Raw genomic sequence first — 14417 nt, 5'->3', positions numbered from 1 at the left:
GAACGTGGGCCATCGTCGTTTCGGTGTGGGGGGGACCGGTGTCCCTTCAGGGATGGAACACGAAAGGGTGGGGATGCGTGCCCGGCATCAGGGACGGGACACGGGAGCAGGATGGCGGAGGGTGTCCTGACAGGCCCCTACGGGGTGACGGGCCAGGTGGATCTTCAAGGTGGAGGAGCATCCTTCGGGAGGAAACGGGTCAGGGAGATTCCCGTCGCCCTCATTCCGCGCGAGGTCATCCGCGAGACATCCGGCGTGGGGCTGGAAGAAGGAGGGGCGCATCCGTCTGGAACCATACTCCGCTCGCGGTAAAGCGGGTGGCTCCGGACCGAGGGGAAACCCTGCTTCCGCACCGCTCGCCCCTCCCTGGGCCTCCGGCCGTGCGCTGATGGTGGAGGGTTGTGACGGGAGCGGATGGAGGGGGTCGCTCGGACGCCAGGCATGAGGGGGCCGGGCATACCCAGGGCAAGAGGCTCGCGGCTCATTCCTCCCCGATGAGCTCCCGCACCGCTTCGCACAGCACGTCCAGGTCGAACGGCTTGTCGAAGACGAACGCGGCGCCCAGGCGGTGGGCCTCGGCGTGGGTGGCGGCGTCACCGAAGGCGGTGATGAGGATGACGGGCGTGGCCCAGTCCACGCGGCGCAGGCGCGCCAGGGCCTCCAGGCCGGTGACGCCCGGCATGCGCACGTCCGTGATGATGACGTCCGGCGCCGTGCCCTCCACGCCCGCCAGTCCCCGCGTCAGCGTGCCCAGCAACTCGCGCCCGTTCGGCACCTCGTGCACGTCACAGCCGCGCCGGCCCAGCGCCCGCGCCAGCATCCTGCGCATCTCCCGGTCGTCCTCGGCGATCAACACCCGAGGCTTCGTGGCCGGGGCTTCGTAGCCCGGCGCCCACGGGGCCTCTTCCCACTGCACGGCGTCGGCGGTGTCCTGGAAAGCCATGGGGTGCTCCTCCTCGTTCGCGCTGTTCGAACGAAAGGAAAAGCATCTGGCGTGCCAGGGTCGGTCAGGGCTTCTTCACGTCACGCGGCTCCTTCGCCGCGTCCTTGCCGTCCCCGTCGCCGCGCTCCAGCTTGCGGTAGAGCGTCTTGCGGTCCACGCCCAGGATGCGCGCCGCCAGCGTCCGGCTGCCACCCACCGCCTCCAGCACGCGGTGGATGTACCGGCGCTCCAGCTCCTCCAGCGTCACCAGCTCGGAGGCGTCCGTGTTCTCCGGCACCACGCGCGGCGTGCTGTAGTTGCGCACCCGCTCCGGCAGGTCATCCACCGTGAGCTGCTCGAAGGACGTGAGCGCCACCGCGCGCTCGATGCAGTTCTGCAACTCGCGCACGTTGCCCGGCCACCCGTACGCCAGCAGACGCTGCGCCGCGGCCGGTGACAATCCGTCCACCCGCTTGCCCGTGCGCGAGGCGAACTGTTCCACGAAGCGCTGCGACAACAGCAGCACGTCATTGCCGCGCGCCCGCAGCGGCGGCAGTTCGATGCCGATGACGTTGAGCCGGTAGTACAGGTCCTCGCGGAAGCGGTCCTCCTCCACCGCCAGCTCCAGGTCCCGGTTCGTCGCCGCGACGATGCGCGCGTCGAACGGCATCTCCGTGTCCCCACCCACCGGACGCACCACGCGCTCCTGCAACGCGCGCAGCAGCTTCGGCTGGAGCGTGAGGGGCATCTCCCCCACCTCGTCCAGGAACAGCGTGCCGCCGTTCGCCTTCACGAACAGACCCGTGCGCGCCGCCTTCGCGTCGGTGAAGGCGCCCTTCGCATGGCCGAACAACTCGCTCTCCAGCAACTGCTCCGGCATCGCCGCGCAGTTGATGGCCACGAACGGCCCTTCCTTGCGCCGGCCCCGGGCATGGAGCGCGCGCGCGGCGACCTCCTTGCCGGTGCCGCTCTCACCGGTGATGAGCACCGTGGCGTCCACGTCCGCCACGCGGTCGATGAGCGCATACGCCTGCTTGAGCGCGGGGCTCTCCCCCACCATCGCGCCGTCGTCCTCGCGCTCGCCCAGGGCCTGCCGCAGCCGCCGCACCTCCGCGCGCAGGGCGCGGTGCTGCACGGCGCGCTCCAGCACCAGCACCAGCGCGTCCAGGTCGATGGGCTTGGTGATGAAGTCGTAGGCGCCCGCGCGGATGGCGGCCACCGCCGTCTCCAGGCTGCCGAACGCCGTCACCACCACCACCGGGATGTCCGGCCGGTTGAGCACGATGCGCTCGCACAGCGCCAGGCCGTCCATGCCGGGCATGCGCAGGTCGGTGAGCACCGTGTCGAAGTCCTCGGCGGAGATGCGCTGGAGGGCCTCGTCCGCGGCGGACACGGCCACGGGCTGGAAGCCCCGGCGCTGGAGGCCCTTCTCCACCAGCACGCGCATCTCTCGCTCGTCTTCGACAATCAGGATGCGGCCTGGCATGCGTTGCCTCCCGGCGGCAGGTAGATGGAGAAACAACTCCCACGGCCCGGCTCGCTTTTCACGTCAATCCACCCGCCGTGGTCCCGCACCATCCCATAGGAGACGGACAGGCCCAGCCCCGTTCCCTCGCCCACGTCCTTGGTGGTGAAGAAGGGCTCGAACACGTGGGGCAGCACGTCCGCCGGGATGCCGGTGCCCTCGTCCTCCACGTCCAGCCGCACCCACTCCTGCTCCGGCCCGCCCACGTCCGCGGGGGGCTTCGCGCGCAGCACCTGCGAGCGCACGCGCAAGGTGCCGGGGCGGTTCATCGCGTGCAGCCCGTTCATCACCAGGTTCGTGAGCACCTGCTGGAACTGCCCTGCATCCACCTCCACCGTGAAGCCCGCGGGCACCTCCTGCGACAGCGTGGCGCCGCGCTTGGTGGCCATGGGCTTGAGCAGCGCCAGGGTGCGCTCGGCCAGCAGGGACAGGTCCTCCGGCGCGCGCGACGGGGCCCTCCGCCGCGCGAAGTCCAGCAACTGGCGGATGATGCCGGTCATGTGCTGCGCCTGCTGGAAGATGATGCGCGCGCACTCGCCCACCTCCTCGCCCTCCGCTTCACCGGAGGACACCATCTTCGCGCGGCCCATCACGACGTTGAGCGGCGTGCCCAGCTCGTGCGCCACGCCGGAGGCCAGCTTTCCCACCGTGGTGAGCCGGTCCGCGTGGCGCAGGTGCTCCACCGTCGCCAGCCGCGCCGCCGTCTCCTCCGCCAGCCGCGCCCGCGTCTCCTCCAACTGCTCACCCATCCGGTTCATCGCCACCGCCAGCGTCGTCAATTCATCGCCGCTCGCGCGCCGCAGCGGCACGCGCGCGGTGAGGTCGCCCTCGCCAATGCGCCCGGCCAGATGCACGAGCTGCTCCACGGGCTGGCCCACCAGCTTGCGGCCCATGGCCATCGCGGCCAGGAGGAAGAACACGCTCAGCGCCGCGGTGGCGATGGAGGTGCCCAGCACGGTGGTGCGCACGTGCTGCTGCTGTTCGGAGAGGGACTCGGTGATTTCAATGGCGCCCGCGCGCCGGCCCAGGAACACCGGCGTGTACGAGCGCAGCACGCCGGGCGTGTTCGTGGTGTCCATCAACCAACCGTCGTTGCCCGCGCGCAGGTTCACCAGCAGCTTGGGCGGCAGCGTGGGCGCGAAGCCGGAGCCGGGCCCGCCATCCAGCCACACCCAGCGCAGGCGCACCTGCTCCTGGAAGCGGTTGGCCTGGTTGAGCAGCGTGAGCGCCTCCGCCTCGCCCGCCAGCTGCCACGCCTTGCCAATGGAGCCGGCGAGCGTGTGACCGAGCAGGCGGTGGTCGTGCTGCATGTCGGTTTCGGACCGGGACAGCTCCCGGTTGACCTGGAACACCTGGAGCCCGGCCATCACCGCGACGGCGAGCAACACGAGGGCCAGGGTGAATTTGCGCGCGAGCTTCACGAGAAAGGCAACCCCCGGTTCGTGCGTGAGGGGGAAGGAACACACGGACCGGGGAGGTACGCTATGGGTACCGCGGGTGCTGCGTCACGACAGTCTGACTAGTTCGCGCCGGTGGTGCCCTCGGAGGGGGCGGCGGCGGGCTTCTGGCTGGCCGGCTGCTTCGCCTTCTTCGCCTTCGCGGCGGACTTCGCCTGGGTGGCGGTGGTGCCCTTGGCGGCCTTGGGCGCGGCGGCGAAGGCGCCCATGGAGGCGAGAGACAGGGACAGACCCAGGACGATGGCGGAAGTGCGCTTCATGGAGAACTCCGTTTCAGGCCCGCGAGAAGTGGATGCGGGGCTGACCGGGACAAGAGCATCGGCCGTGCCAGCGCCCCTCCCCGGGGGACGCTCCTTCATGCAGGGCGAGATGCCCCCAGGTCCCTGGGGCACATTGCCCCGACGGGGGCAGGATGCCCCGGAGCGTGTGGGGCAGGACGTCCAGCGGCCCTGGAAGGCGCAATGGCATGCGCCGTGCTCCTCCGCCTCTGGATGATGAATGATCCACCCATGAGCGAAGAGACGCCGCGCGCCGTGCGCATCCTGGTGGCCGAGGACGACGACGCGATGCGCGCGCTGCTGGTGCGCACGCTGATGCGCGCGGGCTACGTGGTGGTGGAGGTGGAGGACGGCTTCGAGCTGGGTGACTACCTGGCGATGATGCGCGGCCAGGGCGGCACGCTGGAGCCGCTCGACCTCATCATCAGCGACGTGCGCATGCCGGGACGCACCGGCCTGGAGGCCCTGAAGCAGCTGAGGGAGCAGGGCGTGTCCTGCCCGGTGCTGCTGCTCAGCGCCTTCGCGGACGCGGAGACGCATGAGGAGGCCCGCAGGCTGGGCGCGAGGCAGCTGCTGGACAAGCCGGTGGACCTGGACGTGCTGAAGGCCGCGGTGCGCGAGGCCGTCCAGCACTGAGCTGCGTTGCTGCTCCTACGACGGCGTGCCTGGATCCACGTGGGGCGCGGCGGGCAGCGGCTGGCCGCTCAGCTCGGCGCGGAGCCGGTCGCGGTCCAGCTCGTTCTCCCAGCGGGAGACGACGATGGTGGCGACGCCGTTGCCAATGAAGTTGGTGAGCGCGCGCGCCTCGCTCATGAACCGGTCGATGCCCAGGATGAGCGCCAGGCCCGCCACCGGCACCGACGGCACCACCGCGAGCGTGGCGGCCAGCGTGATGAAGCCCGCGCCCGTGACGCCGGAGGCGCCCTTGGACGTGAGCATGGCCACGCCCAGCAGCGTGGCCGTCTGGGTGAAGGTGAGCTCCACGTTGAGCGCCTGGGCCACGAACAGCGCCGCCATGGTCAGGTAGATGTTGGTGCCGTCCAGGTTGAACGAATAGCCGCTGGGCACCACCAGCCCCACCACGGACCGGGAGCAGCCCAGCCGCTCCAGCTTCTGCATCAGCGGCACCAGCGCGGACTCCGACGAGGACGTGCCCAGCACCAGCAGCAGCTCCGCGCGGATGTAGCGCAGGAATCTCAGGATGGAGAAGCCGGTCAGCCGCGCGATGGGCCCCAGCACCGCCAGCACGAACAGGACGCACGCCAGATAGAAGCAGCCCATCAGCCGCATGAGCGGGCCCAGGCTGTCGACCCCGTAGGCCCCCAGCGTGAAGGCCATGGAGGCGCCCGCGCCAATGGGCGCAAGCTTCATCACCAGGCCAATCATGTGGAAGAAGGCCTTGGACAGCGCCTCGAACAGCACGACCACGGGCTTCGCCGCGGGACCGATGGCCGTCAGCGAGAACCCGAACAGCAGCGCCAGCAGCAGCACCTGGAGCAAGTCCCCGTTGCCGGTGAACGCGTCCACGAAGGTGTGCGGGATGAGGTGCAGCAGGAAGCCAACGGTGGACTGGTCGTGCGCCTGCTGGGCGTAGCGCGCCACCGCGCCGGCATCCAGCGTGCTCGGATCCGCGTTGAAGCCCGCCCCCGGCTTGAGCACCGTCACCACCACCGCGCCAATGACGAGCGCGAACGTGGAGACGACCTCGAAGTAGAGCAGCGCCTTGCCGCCCACGCGCCCCACCTTCTTCATGTCGGACACGTTGGCGACGCCCAGCACCACGGTCAGGAAGATGACCGGGGCGATGAGCATCTTCACCAGGGAGATGAACGCGTCCCCCAGGGGCTTGAGCTTCACCGCCGTGGCGGGCGCGAGGTGGCCCAGCAGGCCGCCGGCGAAGATGGCCGCCAGCACCCACAGGTACAGCCGGGAGGCGGACTTCGGGTGCCCGGCGTTGGACGTGTCGGAAGTGTCGGATGCCATGGTCGTCCTCAGGCCGACTTCTGTTCGGCTTCGTCCTTCTCGAAGAGCAGCTCCAGCTCCCGGCGGCCGCGCGCGATGACTTCCATCATCTTCTTCTCGTCCTTGAAGACCTTGGAGGTCTCCACCATCAGCGACTCGTCGTGCTCGCGGAAGCGCTCCACGGTGCGGCGCGCCTCCGTGAAGGTGAGGCCCATGGCCTGGAGCACGTCGCTGGACATGACGAGGCTCGCGTCGAACGTCTCACGCACCAGGTTCGTGACCCCCAGCTCCATGAGCTTGTACGCGTGCTCGCGGTTGCGCGCCCGGGCGTAGATCTTCAGATGCGGGAAGTGCTCCTTCACCATCTGCGCGGTGCGCAGGGACGCGGCCATGTCGTCGATGGCCAGCACGAACACCCGGGCCTTGTCCGCGCGGGCGGCGCGAAGGAGGTCCAGCCGGGACGCGTCGCCGTAGAACACCTGGTTGCCGAAGCGCCGGATGAAGTCGATGTGCTCCGCGCTCGCGTCGATGGCGGTGAACCCGATGCGGCGCGCGAGAAGCAGCCGGGCCACCACCTGCCCCACGCGGCCCATGCCGGCGATGATGACCGGGTGGTCCTGGTCCGGGGACACGTCGTACTCGCGCTGCGGGCCCTTCGGCTTGAAGCGCGGCGCCACCCAGCGCTCGTGCACGACGGACAGGAACGGCGTCACCGCCATGGACAGGCCCACCACCAACACCAGCAGGTCCGCCTGCGGCCGGTCCATCACGTGGAAGGACACCGCCAGCGAGAACAGGACGAAGGCGAACTCACCGCCCTGCGAAATCACCACCGCGAGGCTCAGCGCGGAGCCCGGCTTCTTCAGCCCCACGCGTCCCAGGCCGTACAGCACCAGGGCCTTGAGGAAGGTGAGGCCCAGCACCAGCGCCAGCACGCGCAGGGGCTCGCGCGCGAGCAGCGCCAGGTTCACCGACATGCCCACGGCGATGAAGAACAGGCCCAGCAAGAGGCCCTTGAAGGGCTCGATGTCCGCCTCCAGTTCGTGGCGGTACTCGGACTCCGACAGCAGCACGCCGGCGAGGAACGCGCCCAGCGCCATGGACAGGCCCACCGCGCTGACCAGCGCCGCGGTGCCCACGACCACCAGCAGCGCCGTCGCGGTGAACAGCTCCTGGCTGTGCACGGAGGCCACCGCGCGGAACACCGGGCGCAGCAGGTAGCGGCCCGCCAGCACCACGAGAATCACCACGCCCACGGCCTTCAGCGTCATGAGCCAGCCGGGCTCCGTGGACGGCATGTCGGACCTGCCCAGCAGGGGCAGCGCGGCCAGGAGCGGAATCACCGCCAGGTCCTGGAACAGCAGGATGCCGAAGGCGAGCTGACCGTGCTCGGCGGTGAGCTGGTTCTTCTCCGCCAGCAATTGCAGCGCGAACGCGGTGGAGGACAGCGACAGGCCGAAGCCGGCGATGATGGACGCGCCCACGGACAGGCCCAGCGCCCGGCCCACGCCCGCGAGCAGCAGGCCCGTCAGCACCACCTGCGCGCCGCCCATGCCGAACACCGACCGGCGCAGGCTCCACAGACGCGAGGGCTGCAACTCCAGCCCGATGACGAACAGCAGCAGCACCACGCCCAGCTCCGCGATGTGGAGGATGTTCTCCACGTCGGAGATGAGGCCCGCGCCATACGGCCCGATGGCCGCGCCCGCCGCCAGGTAGCCCAGCACGGAGCCCAGCCCCAGCTTCTTGAAGAGGGGGACGGCGACGACGGTGGCGGCCAGGAACACCAGCGCCTGATGCATGAAGGACATAAGGCGCACTGCATGGCACGGCTTGACCGGCGGCGGCAACAGGGGGGCGGCCGACCCGGTCCGGGTCTACTCAGGCCTGCTGGGTCGGCATGAGGGTGAGCTGCTGGAAGTTGATGTGCCGGGGCAGGGCGGCGGCGAAGGCGATGATGCCCGCGACCTCCTCCGGGGACAGCCAGGTGAGGGTCTCCCGGGCGGACTTCAGCCACGCGCTGGCGCCCGGGTCGGTGTTGCCGTCATGCAGCGGCGTCGTCACGAGCCCCGGCTCCAGGGCCATGACGCGCACGAACCGGGGGCCCAGCTCCGCGCGCAGGTGCCGGGACAGGTGGGTGATGGCGGCCTTGGTGGCGCTGTAGACGTTGAAGTTCGGGAACACCGACTGCGCGGCGACGGAGGAGATGTTGATGAGGTCCGCGGCCCCGCCGGCCTTCGCGGCGGCCAGCAGGGGATCCACGAAGGTCTCCACGATGCGCACCGCGCCCTTCACGTTCAAATCAATCATCTCCTCCCAGTCCTCCGTGCGGTGCTCGTCCATGCGCGAGGGCCGCATGACGCCGGCGCCGTTGAGCACCAGGTCCACGACGCCCAGCTCGCCCGCGATGACCTTCGCGGCCTCCGCCACGGACTTCGCGTCCCGCACGTCCACGCCCAGGGCGAGCGCCCGGCCGCCCCCTTGCGTGATGCTGGAGACCAGCGTGTCCAGTCGCTCCTTTCGGCGGGCGAGCAGCGCGACCTTCGCGCCGTCCCGGGCCAGCCGGAGCGCGGTGGCGGCGCCAATGCCACTGGAGGCGCCGGTGATGACGGCGATGCGGCCTGACAGCGGAAGGGTGGGGGATGCCATGGCGGGACTCCTGCTCGCGGGGGGAAGGGAGTGCGTCGTCGCGAGACACGCGAAGAGATACGGGCCGGCGTCCGTGGAATGAAGGTGTGGAATCCGGATGGACTCCTGAAGAAAACTTGGGAATGGCCGTCACGCCCCTCAACGCCCTGCACCAGTTCCTCACCGTCGCCCGGCTCCGGGGGTTCGCGCCCGCCGCCGCGGAGCTGGGGGTGTCCGCGTCCGCGCTGAGCCAGACGGTGCGCCAGCTGGAGGAACGGCTGGGCGTGTCGCTGCTGTCGCGCACGACGCGCAGCGTGGCGGTGACGGCGGCGGGGCGGAAGCTGATGGAACAGGCGGGGCCGGGCGTCGCGCAGGCGCTGGGGGCGCTCAAGGACGCGTCGGCGCGGCCGGGCGAGGTGACGGGCACGCTGCGGCTGACGCTGCCGTCCAGCGCGCTGCCGTTCCTGCTCGCGCCGCTGGTGCCCTCCTTCTGTCAGCGCTACCCGAAGGTGGAGCTGGACCTGGTGGTGGACAATCGCAAGGCGGACATCGTCGCGGAGGGCTTCGACGCGGGCGTCCGGATGGAGGAGTACCTGGAGCGGGACATGGTGGCGGTGCGGATGTCCGGGCCCTTCCGCTTCGTCGTGGTGGCCTCGCCTGCGTACCTGAAGCGCCACGGCACGCCGAGGAAGCCCAAGGACCTGCTGCTGCACAACTGCTTCGCCTACCGCTCGTCCAACACCGGCGCGCTGCTGCCGTGGGACCTGGAGAAGGGCTCGCGCACGTGGCGCCTGCCGGTGCGCGGCGCCGTCACCACCAACGACGAGCGCGTCTGGGTGGGCCTCGCGGAGGCGGGCCTGGGGCTCTGCTACGTGCCGGAGTCACAGGTGGCGATGCAACTGAAGGAGGGCACGCTGCGGCTCGTGCTGGAGGAGTACGCCGCGTCGGTGCCGGGGCTGTTCCTCTACTTCCCCAGCCGGGCCCAGGTGTCACCCGCGCTCCGTGCGTTCCTGGAGCACGCGCGCGAGGTGATGGGGCCGCCCGCGCGCACGCGGGCGAAGGAGCGCTGACGGCTTCAGTGCTCGTAGGTGTCGCGCGGGCGCGACAGGGGCAGGCCCGCCGGGGGCGTGACGGTGACGGGCACGGACAGGTGCGCCACGGGCAGCGTGAAGGTGAAGATGCTGCCGGTGCCCAGGGTGCTCTCCGCGCGGATGCTGCCGCCGTGCGCCTCGACGAGGCCCTTGGCGATGGCCAGCCCCAGGCCGGTGCCCCGGCTGGCCGCGTCGCGCGCCTGCCAGTAGCGGTCGAAGATGTGCGGCAGCGCGTCCGGGGCGATGCCGTTGCCGGTGTCGCGCACGTCGAAGGACACCTCCGCGCCGCGCGTCGCCGCGCGCACCGCGAGCGTGCCGCCCGGCGGGGTGAACTTCACCGCGTTGCCCAGCAGGTTGCCCATCACCTGGAGCACGCGAGTGCGGTCGCACTTCACGCGCAGCGCCTCCGGCGGCAGGTCCGCTTCCAGGTGCAGCCCCTTGGCCTCCGCCAGCGGCCGGATGGCCTCCAGCGCCTCGGTGGCCAGCGACATGGCGGGGTGCTCGCCCAACTCCAGCGGCAGGTGCCCCGCTTCCAGGCGGCCCCAGTCCAGCAGGTCGGAGATGAGCCGCGACATGCGCTCGGCCGCGTCGTTGATGCGGTTGGCCTGCTTCGCCACCGCCTCGCCGCCCGGCTTGCCCGCCGTGCCGCGCAGGAGCAGCGCCGCGCCCAGCTGCACCACGCCCAGCGGGTTCTTCAGGTCGTGCGACACCACCGCGAGCAGGTCCTCGCGAGCGCGGGCCGCCCGGCGCGACTCACCCACCAGCCGCGCGTTGTCGATGGCGAGGCTGGCGCGCAGGCACAGGTCCTCCGCCAGCGCCAGATCATCCGGGCCGTAGCGCCGCCCGGAGCCGGAGCTCACGAACGTCACCGCGCCCAGCGTGTGGCCGCGCGCGCGCAGCGGGATGATCATGTACGAGCGCGCCTGGAGCGCCTCCAGCAGCGCCGGGTGCGCGGGCTCCGCCGCCGCCGCGCGCAGCAGCGAATCCGTCACCGCCGGCACCAGCTCCGGCTCCCCGGTGCGCAGCACGCGCAGGAGGCCCACCGGCGCGTCGTCGCGCAGCTCCGTGCGCAGGGGCAGGTACTTCGCGCGCTCCTGCTGCGTGGGGTCCAGGCACGCCACCGCCGCGCGGCCCACCCACGGGCCCTGCTCCAGCGCGTCCACCAGGCACCAGTCCGCCAGGTCCGGCACGGCCAGGTGCGCGAGCAGCGTGTACATGCCCTGCGGATCCGGCGGGTGGGTGAACAGCGTCGTCATCGCTTGGTACAGGAACGAGCGGCGGCGCTCGGCCGTCTCCACCTCCGCGCGCGAGGCCTGCTCCAGCTCCAGCGCGCGCGAATAGACGGCCTCCGCCTCCGTGAGCGCCCGCGCCGTCACCAGCACGGAGGGCAGCATGTCCGCGGCCGACGCCAGCGGCGTGAGCACCAGCGCGTGCGGACGCACGCCCTGCGCCCCCGGCCAGGGGGCCTCCACGGTGGCGGACTCGCGCAGGGTCACCACGCGGACGCGCGCGGACTCCAGCGCGTTCAGCGCCTCCTGCGGCAGGCCCAGCTCACTCCAGTGCCGTCCCGTGAGCTGCGCCGCCTCGCGCCCCAACGCCCGGGCTCCGGCGGCGCTGCACGACACCAGCCGGCCCGTGCCATCCAACAGGTAGGCAGGGTCGGGGATGGCGGCGAAGACCGCTTCGTAGGCCAGACCAGTCGTGGGAGCACTCATCGAGAAGGGGGACGCCAGGGAGGGGCCCTGATTGGAACCCGATATTGACACTCCGCACCAGGGTCGCCATTCCGCCCCCCGAAGAACCCCAATCACTTTCACTAAGGCGACACTTCAGGGGAGGGCTTTTCCGCCTGGCTGGAAGAGGGCCTGGAGCCGGCGGGCGATCTGCCCCAGCGGCAGGACCTCATGCGCCAGGTTGGCGCCCACCACGACGGCGGGCATCCCGTAGACGACGGACGTCGCCTCGTCCTGGGCCAGCACCCGCCCGCCTGCCTGGTGGACGTCCCGGATGCCATCCAGGCCGTCCTGGCCCATGCCGGTGAGCACCACGGACAGGGACGCCGGCCCGTACGCGCGGGCCACGGAGCGGAACAGCCAGTTGGCGGAGGGGCGGAAGCCCTGGATGGGGGCGGCGCCGGACACCTGGGCCCGGTGGTCCGTCGTCACGCCCAGGTGCTTGTCGTCCGGGGCCAGGTAGACGGTGCCCGCCATCAGCGGCTCGCCGTCCTCGGCCACCTTCACCGGCAGCTTCGTGGCCGTGCCCAGCCACGTGGCCAGGCCCGAACCGAAGCCCAGCGCGATGTGCTGCACCACCAGGATGGGCGGGGGCACGTCCTTGCCGTCGAGGTCGGACAGGATGCGGTACAGCGCCGCGGGCCCCCCGGTGGAGGCCGCCATGGCGAGCACCGCCGGGCGCGTCCCTCCGGACGTGGGCAGCTCCAGCGGCGCGGGCGGCAGGGCGGTGCGGTCCGGCCAACGGCGCACCACCTTCACCTGGGCCATGGCCTTGAGCGTGTCGCGCAGGCGGCGGCTGTCCGCCTCGAAGTCCGGCGACTCCGGGCCCACCGGCTTCTGGAGCACCGCGAGCGCCCCGGCGCGCAGCGCGGCCATGGACGTCTGGATGTCGCGCTCCACCAGCGTGGACACCACCACCACGGGCGTGGGCACCTCCGTCATGATGCGGCGGGTGGCGTCCAGGCCGTCCATGCGCGGCATCTGGATGTCCATCGTCACCAGGCTCGGCTGCAGCCGCTGGCACAGCTCCACCGCCTCCACCCCGTCCCGGGCCTCGCCCACCACGGTGAGCGCCGGGTCGGTGCGCAAAATCTCCACCAGCAGCCGACGGGCGGTGGGCGAGTCCTCCGCCACCAGGATGCGCAACGGTTCGTTCTTCATAGCAGTCGCCTCAACGTCTCCAGCAGGCTGGTCGGATCAAAAGCGCTCTTCACGATGTACGCACTCGCACCGGCTTGCAGCCCGCGCGCCTTGTCCTCGGGTTTCTCCCGCGATGTCACGAGCACCACCGGCACCCGGCTGAAGCGGGGTGAGCCGCGCACGGCCTCCGTGACGGAGAAGCCGTCCATGCGCGGCATCTCCACGTCCAGCACCAGCGCGTCCGCGCCGCCCGCCTGGAGCCGCTCCCACGCCTCGGCCCCATCCGCGCATGCGGTGACGTCATAGCCAGCGGCTTCCAGGATGCTCTGCTCCAGCATGCGCGTCGTGGGCGAGTCGTCCGCCAGCACCACCCGCCGGCGCACCACCTGCTCCTTGGGCGTGGGGAAGAACTGCGCGGACGGCCGTCCTCCCGCCGCCCGCACGAGCGAGGCCGGGTTGAGCAGCAGTGCCATGCGGCCATCCGGCAGCACCGCCGCCGCGGACACGTGCCGCGCCCGCTTCACGCGCGAGCCCAGCGAGCGCACCAGCACCTCCTGCTCGGCGATGACCTCGTCCACCACCAGCGCGGCCTGCGCGGTGCCCGCCGACAGCACCACCGCCGCGGGCCGCGCGCGCGGTGGGCCCGCCGGCAGGCCCAGCACGCCCGCGAGCGACGCCAGCGGCACCAGCGCGTCCGGCGTCACCCAGGACATGCGGCCCTCCACCTCGCGCACGTCGGAGGGCGCCAGTCGCAGGAGCCGGTCCACGCCCTCGCTGGCCAGCGCGAGCACCTGTCCGCCCACGTCCACCAGCAGCACGCGCAGGGTGCTCAGGGTGAGGGGCACGTCCAGCGTGAAGCGGGTGCCCTGGCCCGCCCTGAAGGCCACCTCCACGCTGCCGCGCAGGGCCTCCACCTGGGCGCGCACCACGTCCAGGCCCACGCCCCGGCCGGACACCGCCGTCACCTTCGCCGCGGTGGACAGCCCGGGCAGGAAGACGAGCCGCGCGGCCTCCGCGTCGTCCTCGGGCGCCTCCAGGCCCCGGGCCCGCGCGCGCTCGCGCAGGGCCTCCAGGTCCAGGCCGCGCCCGTCGTCCTCCACCGCCACCTCCACCCGGCTGCCGCGAAGCCGCGCGGACAGCACCACGCGGCCCTCCTCGGGCTTGCCGTGGCGCACGCGCTCGTCGGGCGCCTCCAGGCCGTGCGCCACCGCGTTGCGCACCAGGTGCAGCAGGGGCTCGCGCAGCGACTGGAGCAGCGAGCGGTCCAGGTCCAGGCCGCCGCCATGAATTTCCGTCCGCACGCGGCGGCCCAGGCCGTGCGCCACGTCGCGCGCGGCGCGCTCCAGGCCCGTGCAGCCCTCCTCGAAGGGCAGCATGCGGGAGCGGCGCACCTCATCGTCCAGGCCGGTGGAGGACTGGAACAGCGCGCGGCGGTCCTGCGCCAGCACCCGCGCCACCCGCACCAATTCCTGCTCCACCCGGCGCAGCGTCGCTTCGGAGGACGTGCCGCGCACCGCCCCGCGCAGACTGGTGACGTCGTCGCGCAGCGCTTCCAGCGATTCGGCGTGGCCCTCCAGCCGGAGCATCGCCACGCGCAACTCGCCGCTGCGGCCCAGGAGCGCGTCCAGCTTCTGACCGGACACGCGCACCGGCAGCGCTTCGCCGCTGACCACGGCGGGGG

General features: G+C 71.7%; 12 protein-coding genes. 2 read left to right on the top strand and 10 right to left on the bottom strand.

The genetic code is table 11. The features are described from left to right. Positions 1-481 precede the first annotated feature (481 nt). The 4 genes from D7X74_RS30850 to D7X74_RS30835 form a co-directional block, all read right to left on the bottom strand. Positions 482-943, bottom strand: a complete 462-nt coding sequence (locus D7X74_RS30850; protein WP_120536596.1) for a response regulator — start codon at positions 941-943, stop codon at positions 482-484. A 64-nt stretch (positions 944-1007) separates the two neighbouring features. Beyond that, entirely contained in the window at positions 1008-2408 is a 1401-nt protein-coding gene (locus tag D7X74_RS30845; RefSeq protein ID WP_120536595.1) for a sigma-54 dependent transcriptional regulator, read from the bottom strand. Further along, positions 2390-3868, bottom strand: a complete 1479-nt coding sequence (locus D7X74_RS30840) for a sensor histidine kinase (RefSeq protein ID WP_120536594.1) — start codon at positions 3866-3868, stop codon at positions 2390-2392. The genes D7X74_RS30845 and D7X74_RS30840 overlap by 19 nt, the downstream gene beginning before the upstream one ends. A 98-nt stretch (positions 3869-3966) precedes the next feature. Next, complete coding sequence (locus D7X74_RS30835) at positions 3967-4164, bottom strand: hypothetical protein (protein ID WP_120536593.1); 198 nt, start codon at positions 4162-4164, stop codon at positions 3967-3969. A gap of 249 nt (positions 4165-4413) precedes the next feature. On the opposite strand from D7X74_RS30835, the gene D7X74_RS30830 reads away from it, so the two are divergent. Further along, entirely contained in the window at positions 4414-4818 is a 405-nt protein-coding gene (locus D7X74_RS30830; RefSeq protein WP_233595709.1) for a response regulator, read from the top strand. A 15-nt stretch (positions 4819-4833) separates the two neighbouring features. Here the strand turns inward: D7X74_RS30830 and D7X74_RS30825 are convergent, their stop codons facing one another. From D7X74_RS30825 to D7X74_RS30815, 3 genes are all read right to left on the bottom strand, one after another. Further along, positions 4834-6165 (bottom strand): dicarboxylate/amino acid:cation symporter, encoded by a 1332-nt coding sequence (locus tag D7X74_RS30825; protein WP_120536592.1) that lies wholly within the window; start codon positions 6163-6165, stop codon positions 4834-4836. Positions 6166-6173: 8 nt separating this feature from the next. After that, positions 6174-7955 carry a monovalent cation:proton antiporter-2 (CPA2) family protein gene (locus D7X74_RS30820; RefSeq protein WP_120536591.1) on the bottom strand — a complete coding sequence of 594 codons (1782 nt, stop codon included), beginning with the start codon at positions 7953-7955 and terminating at the stop codon, positions 6174-6176. A 70-nt stretch (positions 7956-8025) separates the two neighbouring features. Next, on the bottom strand, positions 8026-8793 hold the full coding sequence (locus D7X74_RS30815; protein ID WP_120536590.1) for an SDR family oxidoreductase: 768 nt from the start codon (positions 8791-8793) through the stop codon (positions 8026-8028). Between the two features lie 122 nt (positions 8794-8915). Here D7X74_RS30815 and D7X74_RS30810 point away from each other — a divergent pair, with 122 nt between their 5' ends. Beyond that, a complete protein-coding gene (locus D7X74_RS30810; protein WP_120536589.1) occupies positions 8916-9842 on the top strand; it encodes a LysR family transcriptional regulator in 927 nt (308 codons plus the stop codon). A 5-nt stretch (positions 9843-9847) separates the two neighbouring features. Here the strand turns inward: D7X74_RS30810 and D7X74_RS30805 are convergent, their stop codons facing one another. From D7X74_RS30805 to D7X74_RS30795, 3 genes are all read right to left on the bottom strand, one after another. Further along, entirely contained in the window at positions 9848-11578 is a 1731-nt protein-coding gene (locus tag D7X74_RS30805) for an ATP-binding protein (RefSeq protein WP_120536588.1), read from the bottom strand. A 114-nt stretch (positions 11579-11692) separates the two neighbouring features. After that, positions 11693-12757, bottom strand: a complete 1065-nt coding sequence (gene cheB, locus D7X74_RS30800) for a chemotaxis-specific protein-glutamate methyltransferase CheB (RefSeq protein ID WP_120536587.1) — start codon at positions 12755-12757, stop codon at positions 11693-11695. Beyond that, positions 12754-14417, bottom strand: a 1664-nt coding sequence (locus D7X74_RS30795; RefSeq protein WP_147446739.1) for a response regulator, incomplete at its 5' end; no start/stop codon positions are given. The genes D7X74_RS30795 and cheB, both read right to left, overlap by 4 nt.

Source organism: Corallococcus sp. CA047B, from assembly GCF_003612065.1.
GTDB lineage: Bacteria > Myxococcota > Myxococcia > Myxococcales > Myxococcaceae > Corallococcus > Corallococcus praedator.
The sequence above is the reverse complement of the archived record's forward strand: the minus strand, read 5'-3'. Positions and strand labels throughout refer to the sequence as shown.

Coding starts and splice junctions, on each gene's coding strand:
- D7X74_RS30805 (WP_120536588.1), bottom strand. CDS start 11,578: ATGAGTGCTCCCACGACTGGTCTGGCCTACGAAGCGGTCTTCGCCGCC.
- cheB (WP_120536587.1), bottom strand. CDS start 12,757: ATGAAGAACGAACCGTTGCGCATCCTGGTGGCGGAGGACTCGCCCACC.
- D7X74_RS30845 (WP_120536595.1), bottom strand. CDS start 2,408: ATGCCAGGCCGCATCCTGATTGTCGAAGACGAGCGAGAGATGCGCGTG.
- D7X74_RS30815 (WP_120536590.1), bottom strand. CDS start 8,793: ATGGCATCCCCCACCCTTCCGCTGTCAGGCCGCATCGCCGTCATCACC.
- D7X74_RS30825 (WP_120536592.1), bottom strand. CDS start 6,165: ATGGCATCCGACACTTCCGACACGTCCAACGCCGGGCACCCGAAGTCC.
- D7X74_RS30835 (WP_120536593.1), bottom strand. CDS start 4,164: ATGAAGCGCACTTCCGCCATCGTCCTGGGTCTGTCCCTGTCTCTCGCC.
- D7X74_RS30810 (WP_120536589.1), top strand. CDS start 8,916: ATGGCCGTCACGCCCCTCAACGCCCTGCACCAGTTCCTCACCGTCGCC.
- D7X74_RS30830 (WP_233595709.1), top strand. CDS start 4,414: ATGAGCGAAGAGACGCCGCGCGCCGTGCGCATCCTGGTGGCCGAGGAC.
- D7X74_RS30820 (WP_120536591.1), bottom strand. CDS start 7,955: ATGTCCTTCATGCATCAGGCGCTGGTGTTCCTGGCCGCCACCGTCGTC.
- D7X74_RS30850 (WP_120536596.1), bottom strand. CDS start 943: ATGGCTTTCCAGGACACCGCCGACGCCGTGCAGTGGGAAGAGGCCCCG.